Source organism: Rhizobium sp. NLR22b (assembly GCF_019685295.1).
Taxonomy (GTDB): domain Bacteria; phylum Pseudomonadota; class Alphaproteobacteria; order Rhizobiales; family Rhizobiaceae; genus Rhizobium.
In genome coordinates this window covers 318,585-336,364 of record NZ_JABDWM010000001.1, presented here as the reverse complement: position 1 = coordinate 336,364, position 17,780 = coordinate 318,585, and the positions used below count along the sequence as shown (strand labels likewise).

Genomic DNA, 17,780 nt, shown 5'->3' with positions numbered 1-17,780 from the left:
ATGCCGATCAATCGCAGCCCTGTTATAGCGGGGCTGCTTCGAGGCGATATGAGGTTGCCTTCAGATGAATGAAGCTGATGCATTGGACCTGTTCCAGGCCGCAATCTGGACGGTCCTGATTGCCTCCGGTCCGGCGGTTCTCGCCGCGATGGTGGTGGGTCTCGTCATTGCCTTGATTCAGGCGCTGACCCAGGTGCAGGAAGCGACACTGACCTTCGTGCCGAAGATTGTCGCCGTGCTGGTCGTGGTCGGAATCACCGCCCCTTTCGTCGGCTCGCAAATCTCCATTTTCACCAATCTCGTCTTTTCGCGCATCCAGACCGGCTTCTAAGCAATTCCCGCAAAACTGCGCAGCGGTTCGACGCCTCATGAATAGCTGAACCGCTTTGAGCCACCTTCGCGCAAGCTTCGCCATTTAATTCTCGATCCGAATTGGGCGGACCCATGTCCGCCTCCTCTCATGAAGAGACGGAATCGTCATGGCGCAACCACCTGCACTCCCCCTTCCCAAAGTCGCCCCGAGCCTGCGCGATATCGGTTTTGCCCTCGGCATCATCGGCATCATCTGCATTCTCTTCCTGCCGATCCCGCCGTTCCTGATCGATATGGGCCTGGCTTTCTCGATCGCTTTCTCGGTGCTGATCCTGATGGTCGCGCTGTGGATCCAGAAGCCGCTCGATTTCTCGTCTTTTCCGACCATTCTGCTGATCGCGACGATGACACGGTTGGCGCTCAACATCGCGACGACCCGCGTCATCCTGTCCCACGGCAATGAAGGCCACGATGCGGCCGGCGGCGTCATTGCCGGTTTCGCCAGTCTCGTCATGTCCGGCGACTTCGTCATCGGTCTGATCGTCTTCCTGATCCTCATCACCATCAACTTCATCGTCATCACCAAGGGTGCCACGCGTATCGCCGAAGTCGGCGCGCGTTTCACCCTCGACGCCATCCCGGGCAAGCAGATGTCGATCGATGCCGATCTCTCGGCCGGCATTATCGACGAAAAGGAAGCCCAGCGCCGGCGCAAGGAGCTCGAGGAGGAGAGCTCCTTCTTCGGGGCGATGGACGGCGCGTCGAAATTCGTGCGCGGCGATGCCGTCGCCGGCCTCATCATCACCGCGATTAACGTCTTCGGCGGCATCATCATCGGCTATTTCCGCCACGCCATGCCGATCGGCGAAGCGGCCGACGTCTTCGTCAAGCTCTCCGTCGGCGACGGCCTCGTCTCGCAGATGCCGGCCCTCATCGTTTCGCTCGCGGCCGGCCTTCTCGTGTCGCGCGGCGGCACGACCGGCTCCACCGACCAGGCGGTGGTCAACCAGCTGAGCGGCTATCCCCGCGCGCTCTCCGTCTCGGCCGTGCTGATGTTCGTTCTCGGCCTGATGCCGGGCCTGCCGACCATTCCCTTCACCGTCCTCGGCGGTCTTCTCGCCTTCGGCGCCTGGTTCATTCCGCGGCAGGTCGAGGCTGAAAATAAGCTTCGCCGCGAACAGGAGGAAAAGAAGGTCGTCCAGAGCAAGGAGCTGGAGAAGGATTCGGTCAAGTCGGTGCTACGCACCTCGGAGATCGAACTCGCACTCGGCAAGATGGTGTCGACCCGCCTGCTCGGCGCTCACCAGGAGCTGGCGTTCCGCGTCGGCAAGATGCGCAAGAAGTTCGCCACTCAATACGGTTTCGTGGTGCCGGAAATCAAGGTCACGGACGACATCGCCATCGCCGAGAAGTCTTATCAGATCCGCATCCACGGCACGACGGTCGCCTCCAATCTGCTGCGCGTCGGCGAAGTCCTCGTCGTCACCGGCGCCGGTCGCAAGCCCAGTATTCCCGGCGACGAAATCCGCGAACCCGCTTTCGGCATGCCGGCCGTCTCGATCCTCGAAAACTTCGCCGACGATCTGAAACGCGAAGGCTTCCAGCCGATCGACAACGTCTCCGTCGTGCTCACGCACATGAGCGAGGTCATCCGCAACAACCTGCCGCAGCTTCTGTCCTACAAGGACGTCAAGGTGCTGATCGATCGACTCGACCCGGAATACAAGAAGCTCGCCGATGAGATCTGCTCGTCGCACATGTCCTATTCCGGCCTGCAGGCGGTGCTCAAGCTCCTGCTTGCCGAGCGGGTGTCGATCCGCAACCTGCATCTCATTCTCGAAGCGGTGGCCGAGCTTGCCCCGCATGTCAGGAAGACCGAGCAGATCGTCGAGCATGTCCGCATCCGCATGGCCCAACAGCTCTGCGGCGATCTCGCCGATAATGGCGTATTGCGTGTGTTGCGCCTCGGCAGCAAATGGGATCTCGCCTTCCACCAGGCGCTGAAGCGCGATGCCAAGGGCGAGGTGATCGAATTCGACATCGATCCGCGCAGCCTGGAGGAATTCAGCGAGCAGGCCAGCAAAGTTATCCGTGAGTTCATGGATCGCGGCCTGCCGTTCGCCCTTGTCACGTCGCCGGAAACACGCTCCTATGTGCGCATGATAATCGAAAGGCTGTTCGCCACGCTCCCGGTCCTGTCGCATGTCGAATTGGCCAAGGGCATCGAAATAAAAATTTTGGGCTCGATTTCATGATAACAGACCCGCAAGGGACGGTTCTCGCGCTGTTTCTGGTTTTCTGCCGGATCGGCGGCTGTGTGCTGGTCCTTCCGGGTTTTTCCTCGGCGCGCGTGCCCGAGCAGCTGCGCGTCTTCATTGCCCTCGCGCTGTCGATCGCCGTCATGCCGCTGCTTTGGGACACCGTCTATCCCGCCGTCCACACGGGGTCCGCGACCTATATCGGCCTAATCTTCAGCGAATCACTGATCGGCGTGATGTACGGCATGCTGGCCAGACTCTATACGCTCGGCATGCAATTCGCCGCGACGATCCTCGCCATGATGGTCGGCTATACCCAGCCGGGTTCGGCCGATGTCATCGAAGATACGCCCGAGACCAGCCTTTCCGCCTTCATCACCTTTGCCGGCATCATGATTCTCTTCATCATGGATTTCCATCACATCGTCTTCCGCGCCCTGATCGATTCCTACACGACCATGCCTTTCGGCGGCCTGATGCAGATGCGCGCGACGCTGATCTCCTTCACCGACACGCTCGAGCAGACGACCTACATCATGCTGCGGCTGTCGAGCCCCTTTCTGATCTACGGCATGATCTTCAACGTCTCGATCGGCTTCATCAACAAGCTGGCGCCGCAGATCCCGGTCTATTTCATTTCCACGCCCTATCTCCTGATGGGCGGGCTCTTCCTGCTTTACATCTCGATTGCGGCGCTGATCAGCCAGTTCGGCCAAGCCTTCGGTTCGATCTATATCGGGCGATGAGGCTGTCATGATCGAGAAGAGCCGTTCCCAGAAGCTCAAGCGTCTCCTGTCGGTGCAACGGCATATCGAAAGGATGGCGGAAAACGATCTGGCGGAAACCAGCCGTCAACGCATCGAGGTCAATGCGGCGATGGACGACGTCATCGTCGCGCTCGGCTCGATGGATCCCGTCCACCACGCTTTTTCACAGAATTATGCCGATCGATTCGGCAGACTCACCATCAAGGATCAGCAGCTGACCGGCATGCAGCAGATCCACGAGATGCGGCTGTCGCGGGAGCGCGCCAAGGCCGATCGGCTGGAAGAGGGCTTGAAAGAGGCCTTGGACGCCGAGCGTCGGGAGGCCGACGACAATGCCGTATACGATGTGATCGACCAGCAATTCGCAACGCCAGCCTCCAGCAAGCTTCAAAAACCATAATCGTTGCGATCTTAATTCAGAGGATTGTAACGTGGCTATTTCGCCCCCCAGTGATCTGGTCCTGGACGTGGTCAAAGCTGCCGACCCCATGGAGGTTCAGGCAGCCCAGGAAAAATTGAAGGCAAATCGCGCGGCCTTTGCCGCGACGAGCCTCGCCGAGAACGGCAAGGGCTTCTCCAATGCGGTCGACGTTCTCGATCATGTCGGCCAGAAGAGCGGCCTCTCCAATATTCAGAACCGCACCAAGACTGAGGAGGTTCCGGAAAGCTACCGGAAGTTCGAGGCCATGGTGCTGCAGAACTTCGTCAAGTCGATGCTGCCGAGCGAGAGCGAAGACGTCTACGGCAAGGGCGCGACCGGCGATATCTGGAAGGGCATGATGGCCGAGCAGCTCGGCAACACCATGGCGAAGGGCGACGGTATCGGCATCGCCAAGCAGATGTACAGCGAGCAGCTGCGCCGTCAGGAGGGCAAGATCGTCAATGCCGCGACCGATGATCGCGACCGCAACACCGCGCTCAGCATGATCGATGACTTCCAGCGCAGGACCTTCGGCACGCCAACCGCCGACTCCAAGACAGCAAGCGACGCATAATCGAGGATACAATGGAAATAGTTTCGAACGAATACAGGATCAAATCCGTTCTCGGACGCCTCGAGATGATCATCGACAATGAGAACACCCGGATCGGCAACGATCCGCAGTTCGACCTCAAGGTCTCCAACGCCCACAAGAGCCGTTGCCTCTACGAGCTGTCGATGCTTTTCCGCGACACCGATCCGGCCGAGCTTGCCGCTGCCCATCTCGATCAGCTGCACGGCCTGAAAAAGAAGCTGGTTCTTAACGCCCGGCGTGTCGAGGCGCATCTCGAAGCAGTTCGTGCAGTGGCCGACCTCCTGAAGAATGCGGTTCAGGACGCCGACGCCGACGGCACCTATTCCCAGGAACAATTCGCCACGCGTGGAAACTGATGGTCAAGCTCGTCCTCACCGGTATCTGGGTCTGCGCCATCACCTTGGCCTCGGTCTATTTTTCGGTGTACCTGGCGACGGCGCCGGCACCCGCGGCAACGGATTCCAAGCAGAGCGCGCTCGAACTGGTGAAGGGTGAAACGATCACTGTGCCGGTCATCGGTGACGGCGCGATCACCGGTTATTTTCTCGGCCGCATTTCCTTCATGATGAACAAGGACATGCTGAAGGGCGTGACCTTGCCGCTGACCGAGATGACGACCGACGAGCTTTTCAGCCTGCTCGTCGGCAACAAGATGGTCGATCTTGCCCACATCAAATCCTTCGACCCGAAAGCCTTTCGCGAGGAGATCAGGAAGGGCATGAACGAGCGCCTCGGCGGCGAGTATGTCGCCGACGTGATGCTGGAGCAGCTTGATTATCTCTCCAAGGAAGAGGTCAAGGAAAATTCGGCCGGTCAGCCGAAGAAGCTCGGCGCACCGGTGAAGATCATCGAGGGCGCGCGAGCTGAGGAAGCATCGGCCCCGCTCGCCCATTGAACAACCGACCATCAATGCACAAACGGCGCCTTCGGGCGCCGTTTGTCGTTGGGCCGTCTTTGGTTAATAAACTACTTATACGAGCATCAAAATCCAAGGAATTTTCCTAAGGGTTGTTTGAAACCGTCCTGTTATATCAGGTGGCACAGCTTGGCATGCGCCGTTTCCGCTATCGGGGCGACGCCTTTCCATGCGTGACGCGACCGGTCCTTTCGAGACCTCCGGGGTGCGGAATATGGGCTTGTTTTCCGGGATGTCGGGCGCATGAAGCACCCTCGGCAGGAGGTAGGAATGAATTTGATTGCAAACTTCGCGGTGCTTGCGTCGCGGCGGACGATCTTCGATCTGCCGGTCTGCGATCTCGGCTGGGACGATGCCCTCGTTTTCATCAACGAGCTCGCCTCCATCCCCGTCGGTCAGACCGTGGTTTGCTTCGTCAACGCCCATAACATGCTGACGGCCCTGCGGGACGATGAATATTACCGGATCATGTCGCACAATCTGGTGCTGCCTGATGGTATCGGCCTCAACATCGCTTCGCAGATCGCCCATGGCGCGCCATTTCCCGCCAATTTGAACGGCACTGATTTCGTCCCGGCCTTCCTCACCTTCATGGAGGCCCCGCGCCGCATCGGTCTTATCGGCGGCAAGCGCTCGGTCGTCGAGGCGGCGGCAGAAAATTTCCACAAGCACACGCCCTGGCATGAATTTGTCGTTATTTCCGACGGTTTTTTCGACAAGGTCGACTCCACGGATGTCATCGAGGAGATCGAGCGCCAGAAACTCGATATTCTGATCGTCGGCATGGGGACACCGCTGCAGGAGAAATGGGTTCACGACAATATCCGCGCCGACCATGCGCGCCTGGTGCTGACGGTGGGCGCTCTCTTCGACTTCGTCTCCGGCGCCGTGCCGCGGGCGCCGAAGACGGTGCGGATGATGCGTCTTGAATGGGCCTATCGCCTGATACAGGAGCCCGCGCGCCTCTGGCGGCGCTATATCGTCGGCATTCCGGTCTTCCTCTTTCATGTGCTGCGCTACCGCTTCCGCCGGCGCGAAAGAATTCTCGGCCATCCCGAAGAGCCCCGCAGCATCGTGCAGCCGGCGGCCGATCGCAAGAAGGCGAGCTGAGCCTGAATTGCCCGCGCGTTTGACGCGCAGGCAGCGCTATCGAGAACCGGACCGCAATTCTTGCCGGTCGCGGTTAACCATTTCTTTGCCATGAATATTTAGAGTGGCTTAATCATCTGCATCGCGTGCGGATGAGTAAACTTGGCCATCATGTGCATGAGATGTGGTGCAAATGTACGATAGCAGGGCCAGAAGCAGTTTTCTCGATCGCGCAGCCGCAAGGCCGCGCGCCCATGACGATCACTACCGGCAGTCCCGATCGAGCGGAGCGAATATCGCCCCGCCCGAAGCCGACCTGCTGCGCGCCATCGGCCGTGTGCTGGAAGAGCAGCGCGTGAAGGCGGCGCCCGAGGCGCCGCTCGTCGACCGCATCGAAACCATTCTCGGCAACCGTCTCCGGGCTGCCAATGATGTCGGCCATCGTCTTCCGACGGAACCAGCACGATATGGGGAGCCGGCGGTTCCCGCCGGCGAGACGGCAATTTCGGTCGAACTGCCGGCCGCAAGTCATCAGGAACCGGTCGAGCCCCGCCCGGCGGCACCGCAACCCCGCGCGGGCAGGACCGGCTTTGCGGTAATGGTCGCTGCCGCAACAATCCTGGGCGCCGGTCTGCCGATGCTGATGCCGGCTGCGCCTGTCCACTACCGCGCCGAAACGACGCTTGCTGTGAAAACGGATGCCGCAAGCCGCGCCGCTTTCACGCAGGCTGCGGCAAAGGGGCTAGTGTCCGCGCGCACGGTGGCCTCGACGGTCGCTGCGTTGAAACTTGATCGCGATCCTGAATTTGCCGGTTCCAGCACCAATGCGCTCGGCATTGCATTCGATCTCCTCTCGGGAACCGGTGCCGCCGCCGATCCGGCCTCGCGCGCCGAAGCCACGCTGAAACAAGCGATTGAGATCGTGCCCGATGCGGCCGCCGGCACGATTCTCGTCAGGGTGACGACCGGCGACAGTGGCAAATCCATGCGCATCGCCGCGCGGCTTGCCGAAACCGGTTCCACAGGCAGCGGCCAAGGTCGGAGCGCTGAGACCGACGCCACCCTGCGTAAGGCCTATGACGAGGCTCAGGCCGAGCTTTCCGCCTTCACGGCAAAGAGCGGCGATGGCAATGTCAAGGTAGCGATCGACCTTCGTCGTCAGATCGACCGGCTTGATGCCGATCTGAAAGAGGCAGACCAGAACATTCTCGCGGCCAAGGCGCAGGCCGACCGGCTGAAGGCGGCGAAGCTTGCCGACGTGCTGGATGGTTCGTTGCCCTCCGGCATGCTCTCGCCGGCGATGCAGGACTGGCGCGACAAATATGCGGTCGCAAGGACGACGTTTGCGCAGCTTTCGGCTGAGCTTGGCCCACGCCATCCCCGCCTGTTGCAGCAGCAGGCCGAAACGGATGGGCTTAAGGAGAACATGGGCAAGGAGCTTGCCCGGCTCGCTCAGGTCGCCAATGCCGCTGCCAAGGCTGCGGTCGATGCGCGCAAGGGACTGAACGAGCGCCGCAACATGCTGATCGCCCAGAGCCGGGATACCGGCGTCGATCTGTCGCGGCTGACCGAACTGCGCGAAAAGGCGAATGCCGCCCGCTCGCGCCTGGATGATGCGGCATCCGTATCGGCGGCGGCAGGCGACGGCCATATCACCGTTTTGAAGCCGCCGCTGGCATCGGCGACATCGGCAAAGAGTGGTCTGACCGGCCGCGCTCTGGCCGGCGCCGCCACAGGCCTGGCAGTCGCTGTCGCACTGGCTTTCCTGCTGTCCTTGCGCAAATCCGTCGCGGCTCCGGCAATGGATGTGCCGGCGTCCGCGTCCGTCCCTTCTCCGCCGCCATCGCCCGTGCCGGCCTCTGCTGCGGTCGACGAGGTCGAACTGCTGCGCTCCCAAATCTCAGGCCTGCGGGACCGGCTTCGTGTTCATGTGATGGAAACGCGGCAACCGCGGCGCTGAACCAACCATTTCCTTGCAAATTTGATATTGCCTTGCCGCTTTCCGACAGGATAGGGCGTTAGCGGGCATTTGACGCTCGTCAACTATCCATAGATTGACGCTAAACAGGGCGGAGAGACGCGTGACGACAGTAATCGACGGCAAGAACGTAGCTGCATCGGTAATTCAGACGGTCAAGAGTGCGACGGCAGCGCTGGAAAAGAGCAGCGGCGTCACCACCGGCCTTGCGGTCATCATCGTCGGCGACGATCCGGCAAGCCACGCCTATGTCGGCTCCAAGGGCCGCATGGCCAAGGAATGCGGCTTCAAGTCGGTCCAGCACACGCTGCCGGCCGAGACCAAGCAGGAGGATCTGGCAGGCCTCGTCGCCACCCTCAACGGCGATCCGTCGATCCATGGCATCCTTGTGCAATTGCCCTTGCCGAAGCCGCTCGATAGCGAGCCGATCATTCAGTCCATCCTGCCTGAAAAGGATGTCGACGGCCTCAGCGTCGTCAATGCCGGCAAGCTTGCCACCGGCGACCTGAAGACCGGTCTGGTCTCCTGCACGCCGGCCGGCGCCATGGTCTTCGTCCGCCGCACCCATGGCGAGGATCTCTCCGGCCTCAACGCCGTCGTCATCGGCCGTTCCAACCTGTTCGGCAAGCCGATGGCGCAACTGCTGCTCAATGCCAATGCGACGGTGACGATCGCGCATTCGAGAACCAAGAATCTCGCCGAAGTCTGCCGCAGCGCCGATATTCTGGTCGCCGCCGTCGGCCGGCCGGAAATGGTCAAGGCCGATTGGGTCAAGCCCGGCGCGACCGTGATCGACGTCGGCATCAATCGCGTGCCGGCTCCTGAGAAGGGCGAGGGCAAGACCCGGCTCGTCGGCGACGTCGCCTTCCGCGAGGTCTCCGAGGTCGCCGGCACCATCACGCCGGTTCCGGGCGGCGTCGGCCCGATGACCATCGCCATGCTGATGGCCAATACGGTCATCGCCGCCCATCGCACCGCCGGGCAGACGCCGCCGCAGTTCTGATTATGGTTGCTGCGGGGCTGGGCCCGTCGAGGCCCTGACGATCAACTCGGTTTTCCAGAGCTCCTGTTCGGGGAAGGGGCCGGCCTCTTTCACCGTGCCGATCAGCCGCTGGGCGATGCGAACGCCTGCGGCCCGCAGCGAGGAGCGTGTCGTCGTCAGCGGCACCGAGAAGTTTTCCGGCTTCAAGAGCGGCAGCACGTCGTCATGGGCGATCAGCGAAATGTCCTCGCCGAGCCGCAATCCGGCCTGGTTCACCGCGCGGATCGCCCCGAGCGCCATCACCGTGCTGGAGCAGAGGATCGCCGTCGGCCGTTCCGGCAGTTGCAGGAACCGTTCCATCGCCAGCAGGCCCAGTTCGTCTGTCATCAGTGCGTGGCTCATGCAATCCTCCTCCAGCGTGAGGCCGCGTTCGGCAAGGGCTGAGATGACGCCGTTCCTTCTGCGGATCGCGAAATCGAGATGTATCGGCCCATTCATCAAGGCAAAACGCGTGTGGCCGAGCTGCAGCAAGAGCCGCGTCGCGTCGTAGAAGGCCCCTTCATTGTCGATGTCGAGATAGGGATAATCCGGCTCCGCGCCGAAGGAGCGACCGTGGACGACATAGGGCATGGAGAGCGATTTCAGCATGGCGAGCCGCGGGTCGTGAGCGCGCATATAGGCGATGAACAGCGCGTCGACATTACCGCTGATCGCAAGCCGCCGGAGCGCCGCCACCTCGTCGTCCGGATCGGACGGCATGATGACGAAATGGAAATCGTGGCGCACGGCCTCCTCGCCGAGTCCAGCCAGGAATTCGCCGAAATGCACGTCGGACTGGTGGCCGGGCGCCGTCGGCATGACGAGGCCGATCGAACCTGCCTTGCCGGTCGCAAGCCGCTGCGCAGCCTTGTTCGGCCGGTACCCGGTTTCCTTCACGGCTTGGAGCACGCGCTCTCGGGTCGCCTCGTTGACCTCGGGATAACCGTTGAGCGCTCGGCTCACTGTCGTCTGCGAAAGCCCCAGCAATTCCGATAGCTGTTTGAGATTCACCTGCTATGCTTCCTCCCGGCCCGCTTGGCGCCTCGACGGGCAAGCCGCCTCCCAGCGACAGCCAAAGCGCTTTCAATTATGTATTCATTTGGCGCGCTTGACTCAAGAAAAATCGCTCCATATTGCCCAATAGACACTGGTGAGACGGCGCTATTCCGCATGTCTGCCGCGACTTTTAGCGAAATGACTTGACTTCGCTCCACCGAAAGTGGAATGAGTTGGGGTGCCAAAGCGCTTTGAAAATTTCCGATGAAGAAGTTTGGCGCGGTTTTGTGATGGGAGGTTGATCACATGAAAAAGTCATTTTTGATGGGCGTTGCCGTGGCGGCGCTTTTTGCCGGTGCTGCGTCCGCGGCCGACCTGAAATTTGCCCCGGGACAGGATGCCAAGTTCAACTGGAAGAGCTATGACGAATTCAAGGCCGCTCATGCCGATCTGAAGGGGCAGCCGCTGACGATCTTCGGCCCGTGGCGCGGTGAGGACGAGGCGTTCTTCCGCAGCGTTCTCGCCTATTTTACCGAAGCGACCGGAATCGACGTCAAATATTCCTCTTCCGAAAACTACGAACAGCAGATCGTCATCGACACGCAGGCCGGCTCGCCGCCGAATATCGCCGTTCTGCCGCAGCCGGGCCTTCTGGCCGACCTCGCCGGCAAGGGCTTCCTGACGCCGCTCGGCGACGACAATTCCAAGTGGATCAAGGACAATTACGGCGCCGGCGACAGCTGGGTCGGTTACGGCACCTACAAGGGCAAGGACGGCAAGGAAGCTTTCTACGCCTTCCCCTATAAGGCCGACGTCAAGTCGCTGGTGTGGTACGTTCCGGAGAATTTCGAGGAAGCCGGCTACAAGATCCCGACGACCATGGAAGAGCTCCATGCTCTGACCGACCAGATCGTCAAGGATGGCGGCGTTCCCTGGTGCATCGGTCTCGGTTCCGGTGGCGCCACCGGCTGGCCGGCGACCGACTGGGTCGAGGACATCATGCTGCGCATGCAGTCGCCGGAAGCCTATGACAAATGGACGACGAACGAGCTGAAGTTCACCGATCCGGCCGTCGTTGCCGCGATCGAAGAATTCGGCAAGTTCGCCAAGAACGAGAAATATGTAAACGGTGGCGTCGCGGCCGTGGCATCGACCGATTTCCGCGACAGCCCGAAGGGCCTCTTCACCGTTCCGCCGAAGTGCTACCTGCACCATCAGGCCTCGTTCATACCGTCCTTCTTCCCTGAAGGCACGAAGCTCGGACAGGATGCCGACTTCTTCTATATGCCGACCTATGCTTCGCATCCCGAACTCGGCAAGCCGGTGCTCGGCGCCGGCACGCTCGTCTCGATCACCAAGGACTCGAAGACGGCCCGCGCCTTCATCGACTTCCTGAAGACCCCGATCGCGCATGAAGTCTGGATGGCGCAGTCGAGCTTCCTGACGCCCTATAAGGGCGTCAGCACCGATGCCTATGCCAATCCGCAAATGAAGAAGGAAGGCGAGATCCTGACGTCCGCCACCACCTTCCGCTTTGACGGTTCCGACCTGATGCCGGGGAAGATCGGCGCCGGCGCCTTCTGGACGGGCATGGTTGATTTCGTCGGCGGCAAGTCCGCCGAGGAGGCCGCCGGCGAAATCCAGAGCGCCTGGGACGGCATCAAATAATCTTTCAAAACGATGCCGCCGGTTTGCCGGCGGCATACGCTCCATGACTGGCCGGGTTCGCAAAGAGCCGGGCCAATGGGATATATTGTGATTGGGCAATGCAAACATATTGACGGTGGCCGGCCTTGACCCGTCAGAATGAAAGCCGGTCGGAATAAGATCAGGGGAAGCAGGGGAGGGACGTAATGCTGTTGCAGATAGTGTCCGCTTTGGGCGTCGTGGTCGCCGCCGTTGTCGCGTGCTCGGCCTATTTCTATTTTTCGAATAAGATCCTCGATTTCGCTCTGCCGGTGAAGGACGGCGACATCCGCGCCGCCTCGCGCAACCTCAACCGCCGTGCGCTCATCCGGCCATGGCTGTTTCTCGGCCCGGCGCTCTTCCTGCTTTTCGTCTATCTCGTCTACCCGGTCGTCGCGACCTTCATTCTCTCCTTCTATGACCGCACCGGCCAGCAATTCGTCGGCGTGGCCAATTACAAATGGGCGATCGGTGACCGCGAATTCCGCCAGTCGATCTTCAACAACATCCTCTGGCTCGCCGTCGTGCCGGCCGCCTGCACCTTCTTCGGCCTGGTGATCGCGGTGATGACCGACCGCATCTGGTGGGGCAATATCGCCAAGAGCATCGTCTTCATGCCGATGGCGATCTCCTTCGTCGGCGCCTCGGTCATCTGGAAATTCATCTATGAATATCGCGGCGGCAACGACGTCCAGATCGGCCTCTTGAACGCCATCGTCCAGCTGTTCGGCGGCACGCCCGAAGTCTGGATCTCGGTTCCCTTCTGGAACAATTTCTTCCTGATGGTCATCCTCATCTGGATCCAGACTGGTTTCGCCATGGTCATCCTCTCGGCAGCGCTGCGCGGCATTCCCGAGGAGACGATCGAAGCCGCCGTCATCGACGGCGCCAATGGCTGGCAGATCTTCTGGCGCATCATGGTGCCGCAGGTCTGGGGCACCATCGCCGTCGTCTGGACGACGATCACCATCCTCGTCCTCAAGGTTTTCGACATCGTGCTGACCATGACCAACGGCCAGTGGCAGACCATGGTGCTGGCGAACCTGATGTTCGACTGGATGTTCCGCGGTGGCGGCGATTCCGGCCGAAGTGCGGTCATCGCCATCATCATCATGCTTGCCGTCACGCCGATCATGGTCTGGAACGTGCGCCGCGCCAACCGCGAACTGAAGGGCCATTGAGATGACCGCTGTCGGAAGCTACTTCAAGATCGGCCCCGCCCGTCTCTTCGTTCACCTTGCCGTTCTGCTGATCGTCATCATCTGGCTGATCCCGACGCTCGGCATCTTCGTCAGCGCCTTGCGCGACAAGGACCAGATCGTCGTCTCCGGCTGGTGGACGTCCTTCGTCGGCTCGACGCAGACTGTCGCCGTCCGCCTGGGCACGCCCGATCAGCAAAAGCAGGAAGGCGCCGATTACGTCATTTCAGGCAATGTGCTGGAAGGGCAGACCGGCCGCTCGGTAAAATCCTTCGGCAACCGCGTGCAGCAACCGGCCGCTTTTGAAGCCGGCGAGACCGCCGATCTCGGCGATGGCGAGAGCCTGCAGATCAACAGCGACGGCAGCTATCGCTACATGAAGAACACGGCCTTTTCGCCCGACGAGCGGCCGCGGCGCATCTACGTGTCCGTCTCCGCGCCGCCGGAGTTCACGCTGCAGAACTACAAGACGGTTCTGACCGGCGAAGGCATCGGTCAGTCCTTCATCAATTCGCTGACGGTGACGATCCCGGCAACGATCATCCCGATCCTGATTGCCGCTTTTGCCGCCTATGCATTGAGCTGGATGGAGTTTCCCGGGCGCGCGCTGCTGATTGCGCTTGTGGTCGGCCTCATCGTCGTGCCGCTGCAGATGTCGCTGATTCCGCTGCTGCGTCTCTACAACGAGATCGGCAATATGCTTGGCCAGCCGTCGAAGACCTATCCTGGCATCTGGTTCGCGCACACCGCCTTCGGCATGCCGCTCGCCATCTTTCTCCTGCGGGCCTATATCGCCGGCCTGCCGAAGGAGATCATCGAATCCGCCCGCGTCGACGGCGCAAGCGACTTCGAGATCTTCGTTCGTATCGTTTTGCCCCTGTCCTTCCCGGCACTCGCCTCCTTCGCCATCTTCCAGTTCCTGTGGGTATGGAATGACCTGCTCGTCGCCATGGTCTTCCTCGGCACTGACCAGGATCACCTCGTGCTGACCGGCAGGCTGAACGCGCTGCTCGGCTCGCGCGGCGGCAATTGGGAGATTTTGACGGCGTCGGCCTTCGTCACTATCGTCGTGCCGCTGCTGGTCTTCTTCGGACTGCAGCGTTATCTGGTGCGTGGTCTGCTGGCGGGTTCGGTCAAGGGCGGCTGACCATTTCCAAACTGACTTCAGACAGGATATTCCATGAACGTGGCTCCTCAATCGATCTTGACTCCCGACAAGGACTGGTGGCGCGGCGCGGTGATCTATCAGATCTATCCGCGCTCCTACCAGGACTCGAACGGCGACGGCATCGGCGACCTGAAGGGCATCACCGCCCGCCTGCCGCATGTGGCAAGCCTCGGCGTCGATGCGATCTGGATCTCGCCCTTCTTCACCTCACCGATGCGCGATTTCGGTTACGACGTTTCCGATTACGAGAACGTCGATTCGATTTTCGGCACGCTGGTGGATTTCGACACGATGATCGCTGAGGCCCATCGTCTCGGCATCCGTGTGATGATCGACCTCGTCATCTCCCACAGCTCGGACCAGCACCCCTGGTTCGTGCAGAGCCGTTCCAGCAAGACCAATGCCAAGGCTGACTGGTATGTCTGGGCCGATGCCAAACCCGATGGTTCGCCGCCGAACAACTGGCTGTCGATCTTCGGCGGCTCCGCATGGGCGTGGGATCCGACGCGCATGCAGTATTACCTGCACAATTTCCTGACCTCGCAGCCGGATATGAACCTGCATAATCCGGAAGTGCAGGACCGCCTGCTCGATGTCGTGCGCTTCTGGCTCAATCGCGGCGTCGACGGCTTCCGCCTCGACACCATCAATTTCTATTTCCACGATCCGCTCCTGCGCGACAATCCGGCGCTTGCCCCTGAGCGGCGCAACGCCTCGACGGCGCCGGCGGTCAATCCCTACAATTTCCAGGAGCATATCTACGACAAGAACCGGCCGGAGAACCTTGCCTTCCTGAAGCGCTTCCGCGCCGTCCTCGAGGAGTTTCCGGCAATCGCCGCCGTCGGCGAGGTGGGCGACAGCCAGCGCGGCCTCGAAATCGTCGGCGAATATACCTCCGGCAATGACAAGATGCATATGTGTTATGCCTTCGAATTCCTTGCCCCCGATCCGCTGACGCCGGAGCGCGTCGAGGAGGTGATGGAGGATTTCGAGGCTGCCGCGCCCGATGGCTGGGCCTGCTGGGCTTTCTCCAATCACGACGTCATGCGTCACGTCAGCCGCTGGGGCGGGCTGGTCGCCGATCACGACGCCTTTGCCAAGCTCTATGCTTCGCTGCTCTTGACGTTGCGCGGCTCCGTCTGCCTCTACCAGGGCGAGGAACTGGCCCTGACCGAGGCCGATCTCGCCTATCAGGATCTGCAGGATCCCTATGGCATTCAGTTCTGGCCGGAATTCAAGGGCCGCGACGGCTGCCGTACGCCGATGGTCTGGGACAGCCACGTCGCCCAGGGCGGTTTTTCAACCGTCAAGCCCTGGCTTCCGGTTCCGGTCGAGCACATTCTGCGCGCCGTCAACGTCCAGCAGGGCGACGAGACTTCGGTGCTGGAGCACTATCGCCGCTTCATTGCCTTCCGCAAGCTGCACCCGGCCTTTGCCAAGGGTGAGATCGAATTCGAGGAGGCGCAGGGCGATAGCCTGGTCTTCACCCGCGAACACGCCGATGAGAAGCTGCTCTGCATCTTCAACATGAGCCCGGCCGAGACCGGCGTCACTCTGCCTGCGGGAGAATGGCAGGCATTGACGGGCCATGGCTTTACCAGCAACAACTATGGCGACAAGATCGATATTCCGGCCTGGGGGGCGTATTTCGCCCGTCTCGCCTAAGGATCAGGAGGGGAGTGAGAAATGACTGGACTGACACTGAAGGACATTCGCAAATCCTACGGTTCCGTGGATGTTCTCCATGGTATCGACCTCGATATCAAGCAGGGCGAATTCATCGTCTTCGTCGGTCCGTCCGGCTGCGGCAAGTCCACGCTTCTGCGCATGATCGCCGGTCTCGAGGCGATTACCGGCGGCGAGATGTATATCGACGGCCAGCTCGTCAATGACGTGCCGCCCTCGAAGCGCGGCATCGCCATGGTCTTCCAGTCATACGCGCTCTACCCCCACATGACCGTCTACGACAACATGGCCTTCGGCATGAAGATCGCCGGCGAAAACAAGCAGGAGATCGACCGCCGCGTCCGCGCGGCGGCCGAGAGTCTGCAGCTGACCAAATATCTCGACCGGCTGCCGAAGGCGCTCTCCGGCGGCCAGCGCCAGCGCGTGGCGATCGGTCGCGCCATCTGCCGCGATCCCAAGGTCTTCCTGTTCGACGAGCCGCTGTCCAACCTCGATGCCGCGCTGCGCGTCGCCACGCGTATCGAAATTGCCCGTCTCAATGAGCAGATGGCCGATACGACGATGATCTACGTCACCCACGACCAGGTCGAGGCGATGACGCTCGCCGACCGCATCGTCGTCCTGTCGGCCGGCAATATCGAGCAGGTCGGTGCGCCGCTGGAGCTCTACGAGCGCCCCGCCAACCTCTTCGTCGCGAAATTCATCGGCTCGCCCGCCATGAACATCATTCCGGCGACGATCGCCGGGACCGGCAGCCAGACGACCGTGACGCTGACCGGCGGCATGTCGGTGACATTGGATGTGGCGACCGATGCCTCCGAGAAGGGCAAGCAGGCGAGCTTCGGCGTCCGTCCCGAAGATCTGAGGATCGCCGACGGCGCCGACTATCTTTTCGAGGGCGAAGTGTCGATCGTCGAAGCGCTCGGCGAAGTGACGCTGCTCTATATTGAGGGCCTGGTGCCCGGCGAGCCGATCGTCGTCAAGCTGCCGGGCATTTACGATGTCCATAAGGGCCAGAAGATGCGCTTTGCCGCCGATCGGCAGAGGCTGCATCTCTTTGACGCGAGCGGCCATACATACCGGAAATGAGGCGGCCATTTTTGGGGTGGTAATCCCGGGAATTATATGGAGGCAGCCGAATTCTCACTTTCTGTTAAAGATCGGCTGCTACCTTTTCCTCATCACTTTATGAGGGGGATAAGCAGGTGGCCGCTTCCAATCCGTCACAGCCAAGATCTCATTTCCTGAGCAAGGAAGAGTCCTTCATGTATGACCGCGAGGCGCGGTTCAAAATGGAGGATACGATGAACGCCGCGCGCATCGAATATACGGAAAAGGGCGTCATGCACGCGGCTTCGCGCCGCTGCGACATTGTCCGCATCTCGATGAGCAGCGCAACATTGGCCATCCTGACCCAGTTCAACCTGCCGAAGCAGTTCTATCTGGATATTCCGGATGCCCGCATCACCAAGGTCGGATGCCTGCTGATGAAGGTCAACGCCAACAATACGATCGAGGTTCGCTTCCTGCGGCTGCTGACGCAGAAGGAGCTGAACAAGATCTTCGTCTACAGCACGCACCCCGCGCACAAGGACTACGTCCTCGATATCCGCGCCTGACGGATAGTCTCGGACCGCTCATAGAAAAACCCGCGGGACGCTTCAGGCGCCCCGCGGGTTTTTCTTGTT

At 60.9% G+C, this 17,780-nt stretch carries 17 protein-coding genes; 16 read left to right on the top strand and 1 reads right to left on the bottom strand.

The window, feature by feature from the left end; all coding sequences use genetic code 11:
• The first annotated feature begins 64 nt into the window (after positions 1-64).
• The 10 genes from fliQ (at position 65) to folD (ending at position 9,339) form a co-directional block, all read left to right on the top strand.
• Positions 65-331, top strand: a complete 267-nt coding sequence (gene fliQ / locus HJC00_RS01525) for a flagellar biosynthesis protein FliQ (RefSeq protein WP_210629185.1) — start codon at positions 65-67, stop codon at positions 329-331.
• 148 nt (positions 332-479) lie between these two features.
• Positions 480-2,567 carry a flagellar biosynthesis protein FlhA gene (gene flhA / locus HJC00_RS01520; RefSeq protein ID WP_210629184.1) on the top strand — a complete coding sequence of 696 codons (2,088 nt, stop codon included), beginning with the start codon at positions 480-482 and terminating at the stop codon, positions 2,565-2,567.
• Positions 2,564-3,316: a flagellar biosynthetic protein FliR gene (fliR, locus tag HJC00_RS01515; RefSeq protein WP_210629183.1), complete on the top strand. Its 753-nt coding sequence runs from the start codon at positions 2,564-2,566 to the stop codon at positions 3,314-3,316. Before flhA ends, fliR begins: the two co-directional genes overlap by 4 nt.
• 7 nt (positions 3,317-3,323) lie before the next feature.
• Positions 3,324-3,737: a hypothetical protein gene (locus HJC00_RS01510; protein ID WP_210629182.1), complete on the top strand. Its 414-nt coding sequence runs from the start codon at positions 3,324-3,326 to the stop codon at positions 3,735-3,737.
• A 31-nt stretch (positions 3,738-3,768) separates the two neighbouring features.
• Positions 3,769-4,332 (top strand): rod-binding protein, encoded by a 564-nt coding sequence (locus tag HJC00_RS01505; RefSeq protein ID WP_210629181.1) that lies wholly within the window; start codon positions 3,769-3,771, stop codon positions 4,330-4,332.
• 11 nt (positions 4,333-4,343) lie between these two features.
• A complete protein-coding gene (locus HJC00_RS01500; protein WP_210629180.1) occupies positions 4,344-4,709 on the top strand; it encodes a hypothetical protein in 366 nt (121 codons plus the stop codon).
• Positions 4,709-5,248, top strand: a complete 540-nt coding sequence (locus tag HJC00_RS01495) for a hypothetical protein (protein WP_221163547.1) — start codon at positions 4,709-4,711, stop codon at positions 5,246-5,248. Before HJC00_RS01500 ends, HJC00_RS01495 begins: the two co-directional genes overlap by 1 nt.
• 291 nt (positions 5,249-5,539) lie before the next feature.
• Positions 5,540-6,379 (top strand): WecB/TagA/CpsF family glycosyltransferase, encoded by an 840-nt coding sequence (locus tag HJC00_RS01490; RefSeq protein WP_210629178.1) that lies wholly within the window; start codon positions 5,540-5,542, stop codon positions 6,377-6,379.
• A 172-nt stretch (positions 6,380-6,551) separates the two neighbouring features.
• Positions 6,552-8,318 (top strand): succinoglycan biosynthesis protein exop, encoded by a 1,767-nt coding sequence (locus HJC00_RS01485; RefSeq protein ID WP_221163546.1) that lies wholly within the window; start codon positions 6,552-6,554, stop codon positions 8,316-8,318.
• Between the two features lie 121 nt (positions 8,319-8,439).
• Positions 8,440-9,339 carry a bifunctional methylenetetrahydrofolate dehydrogenase/methenyltetrahydrofolate cyclohydrolase FolD gene (folD, locus tag HJC00_RS01480; protein WP_221163545.1) on the top strand — a complete coding sequence of 300 codons (900 nt, stop codon included), beginning with the start codon at positions 8,440-8,442 and terminating at the stop codon, positions 9,337-9,339.
• Here folD and HJC00_RS01475 read toward each other — a convergent pair whose 3' ends face one another.
• Positions 9,340-10,368, bottom strand: a complete 1,029-nt coding sequence (locus HJC00_RS01475) for a substrate-binding domain-containing protein (RefSeq protein ID WP_221146748.1) — start codon at positions 10,366-10,368, stop codon at positions 9,340-9,342. It lies immediately after the preceding gene.
• Between the two features lie 291 nt (positions 10,369-10,659).
• Here HJC00_RS01475 and HJC00_RS01470 point away from each other — a divergent pair, with 291 nt between their 5' ends.
• The 6 genes from HJC00_RS01470 to HJC00_RS01445 all read left to right on the top strand — a co-directional run bounded on the left by HJC00_RS01470 (position 10,660) and on the right by HJC00_RS01445 (position 17,711).
• Positions 10,660-12,021 carry an ABC transporter substrate-binding protein gene (locus HJC00_RS01470; RefSeq protein WP_210629174.1) on the top strand — a complete coding sequence of 454 codons (1,362 nt, stop codon included), beginning with the start codon at positions 10,660-10,662 and terminating at the stop codon, positions 12,019-12,021.
• Between the two features lie 185 nt (positions 12,022-12,206).
• Positions 12,207-13,220, top strand: a complete 1,014-nt coding sequence (locus tag HJC00_RS01465; protein WP_210629173.1) for a carbohydrate ABC transporter permease — start codon at positions 12,207-12,209, stop codon at positions 13,218-13,220.
• A gap of 1 nt (position 13,221) precedes the next feature.
• Positions 13,222-14,385 carry a carbohydrate ABC transporter permease gene (locus HJC00_RS01460; protein ID WP_210629172.1) on the top strand — a complete coding sequence of 388 codons (1,164 nt, stop codon included), beginning with the start codon at positions 13,222-13,224 and terminating at the stop codon, positions 14,383-14,385.
• Positions 14,386-14,418: 33 nt separating this feature from the next.
• Positions 14,419-16,071 (top strand): alpha-glucosidase, encoded by a 1,653-nt coding sequence (locus HJC00_RS01455; protein WP_221146746.1) that lies wholly within the window; start codon positions 14,419-14,421, stop codon positions 16,069-16,071.
• Between the two features lie 21 nt (positions 16,072-16,092).
• Positions 16,093-17,181: an ABC transporter ATP-binding protein gene (locus tag HJC00_RS01450; RefSeq protein WP_210629170.1), complete on the top strand. Its 1,089-nt coding sequence runs from the start codon at positions 16,093-16,095 to the stop codon at positions 17,179-17,181.
• A 176-nt stretch (positions 17,182-17,357) separates the two neighbouring features.
• A complete protein-coding gene (locus HJC00_RS01445; protein WP_009996042.1) occupies positions 17,358-17,711 on the top strand; it encodes a hypothetical protein in 354 nt (117 codons plus the stop codon).
• Positions 17,712-17,780: the final 69 nt, after the last annotated feature.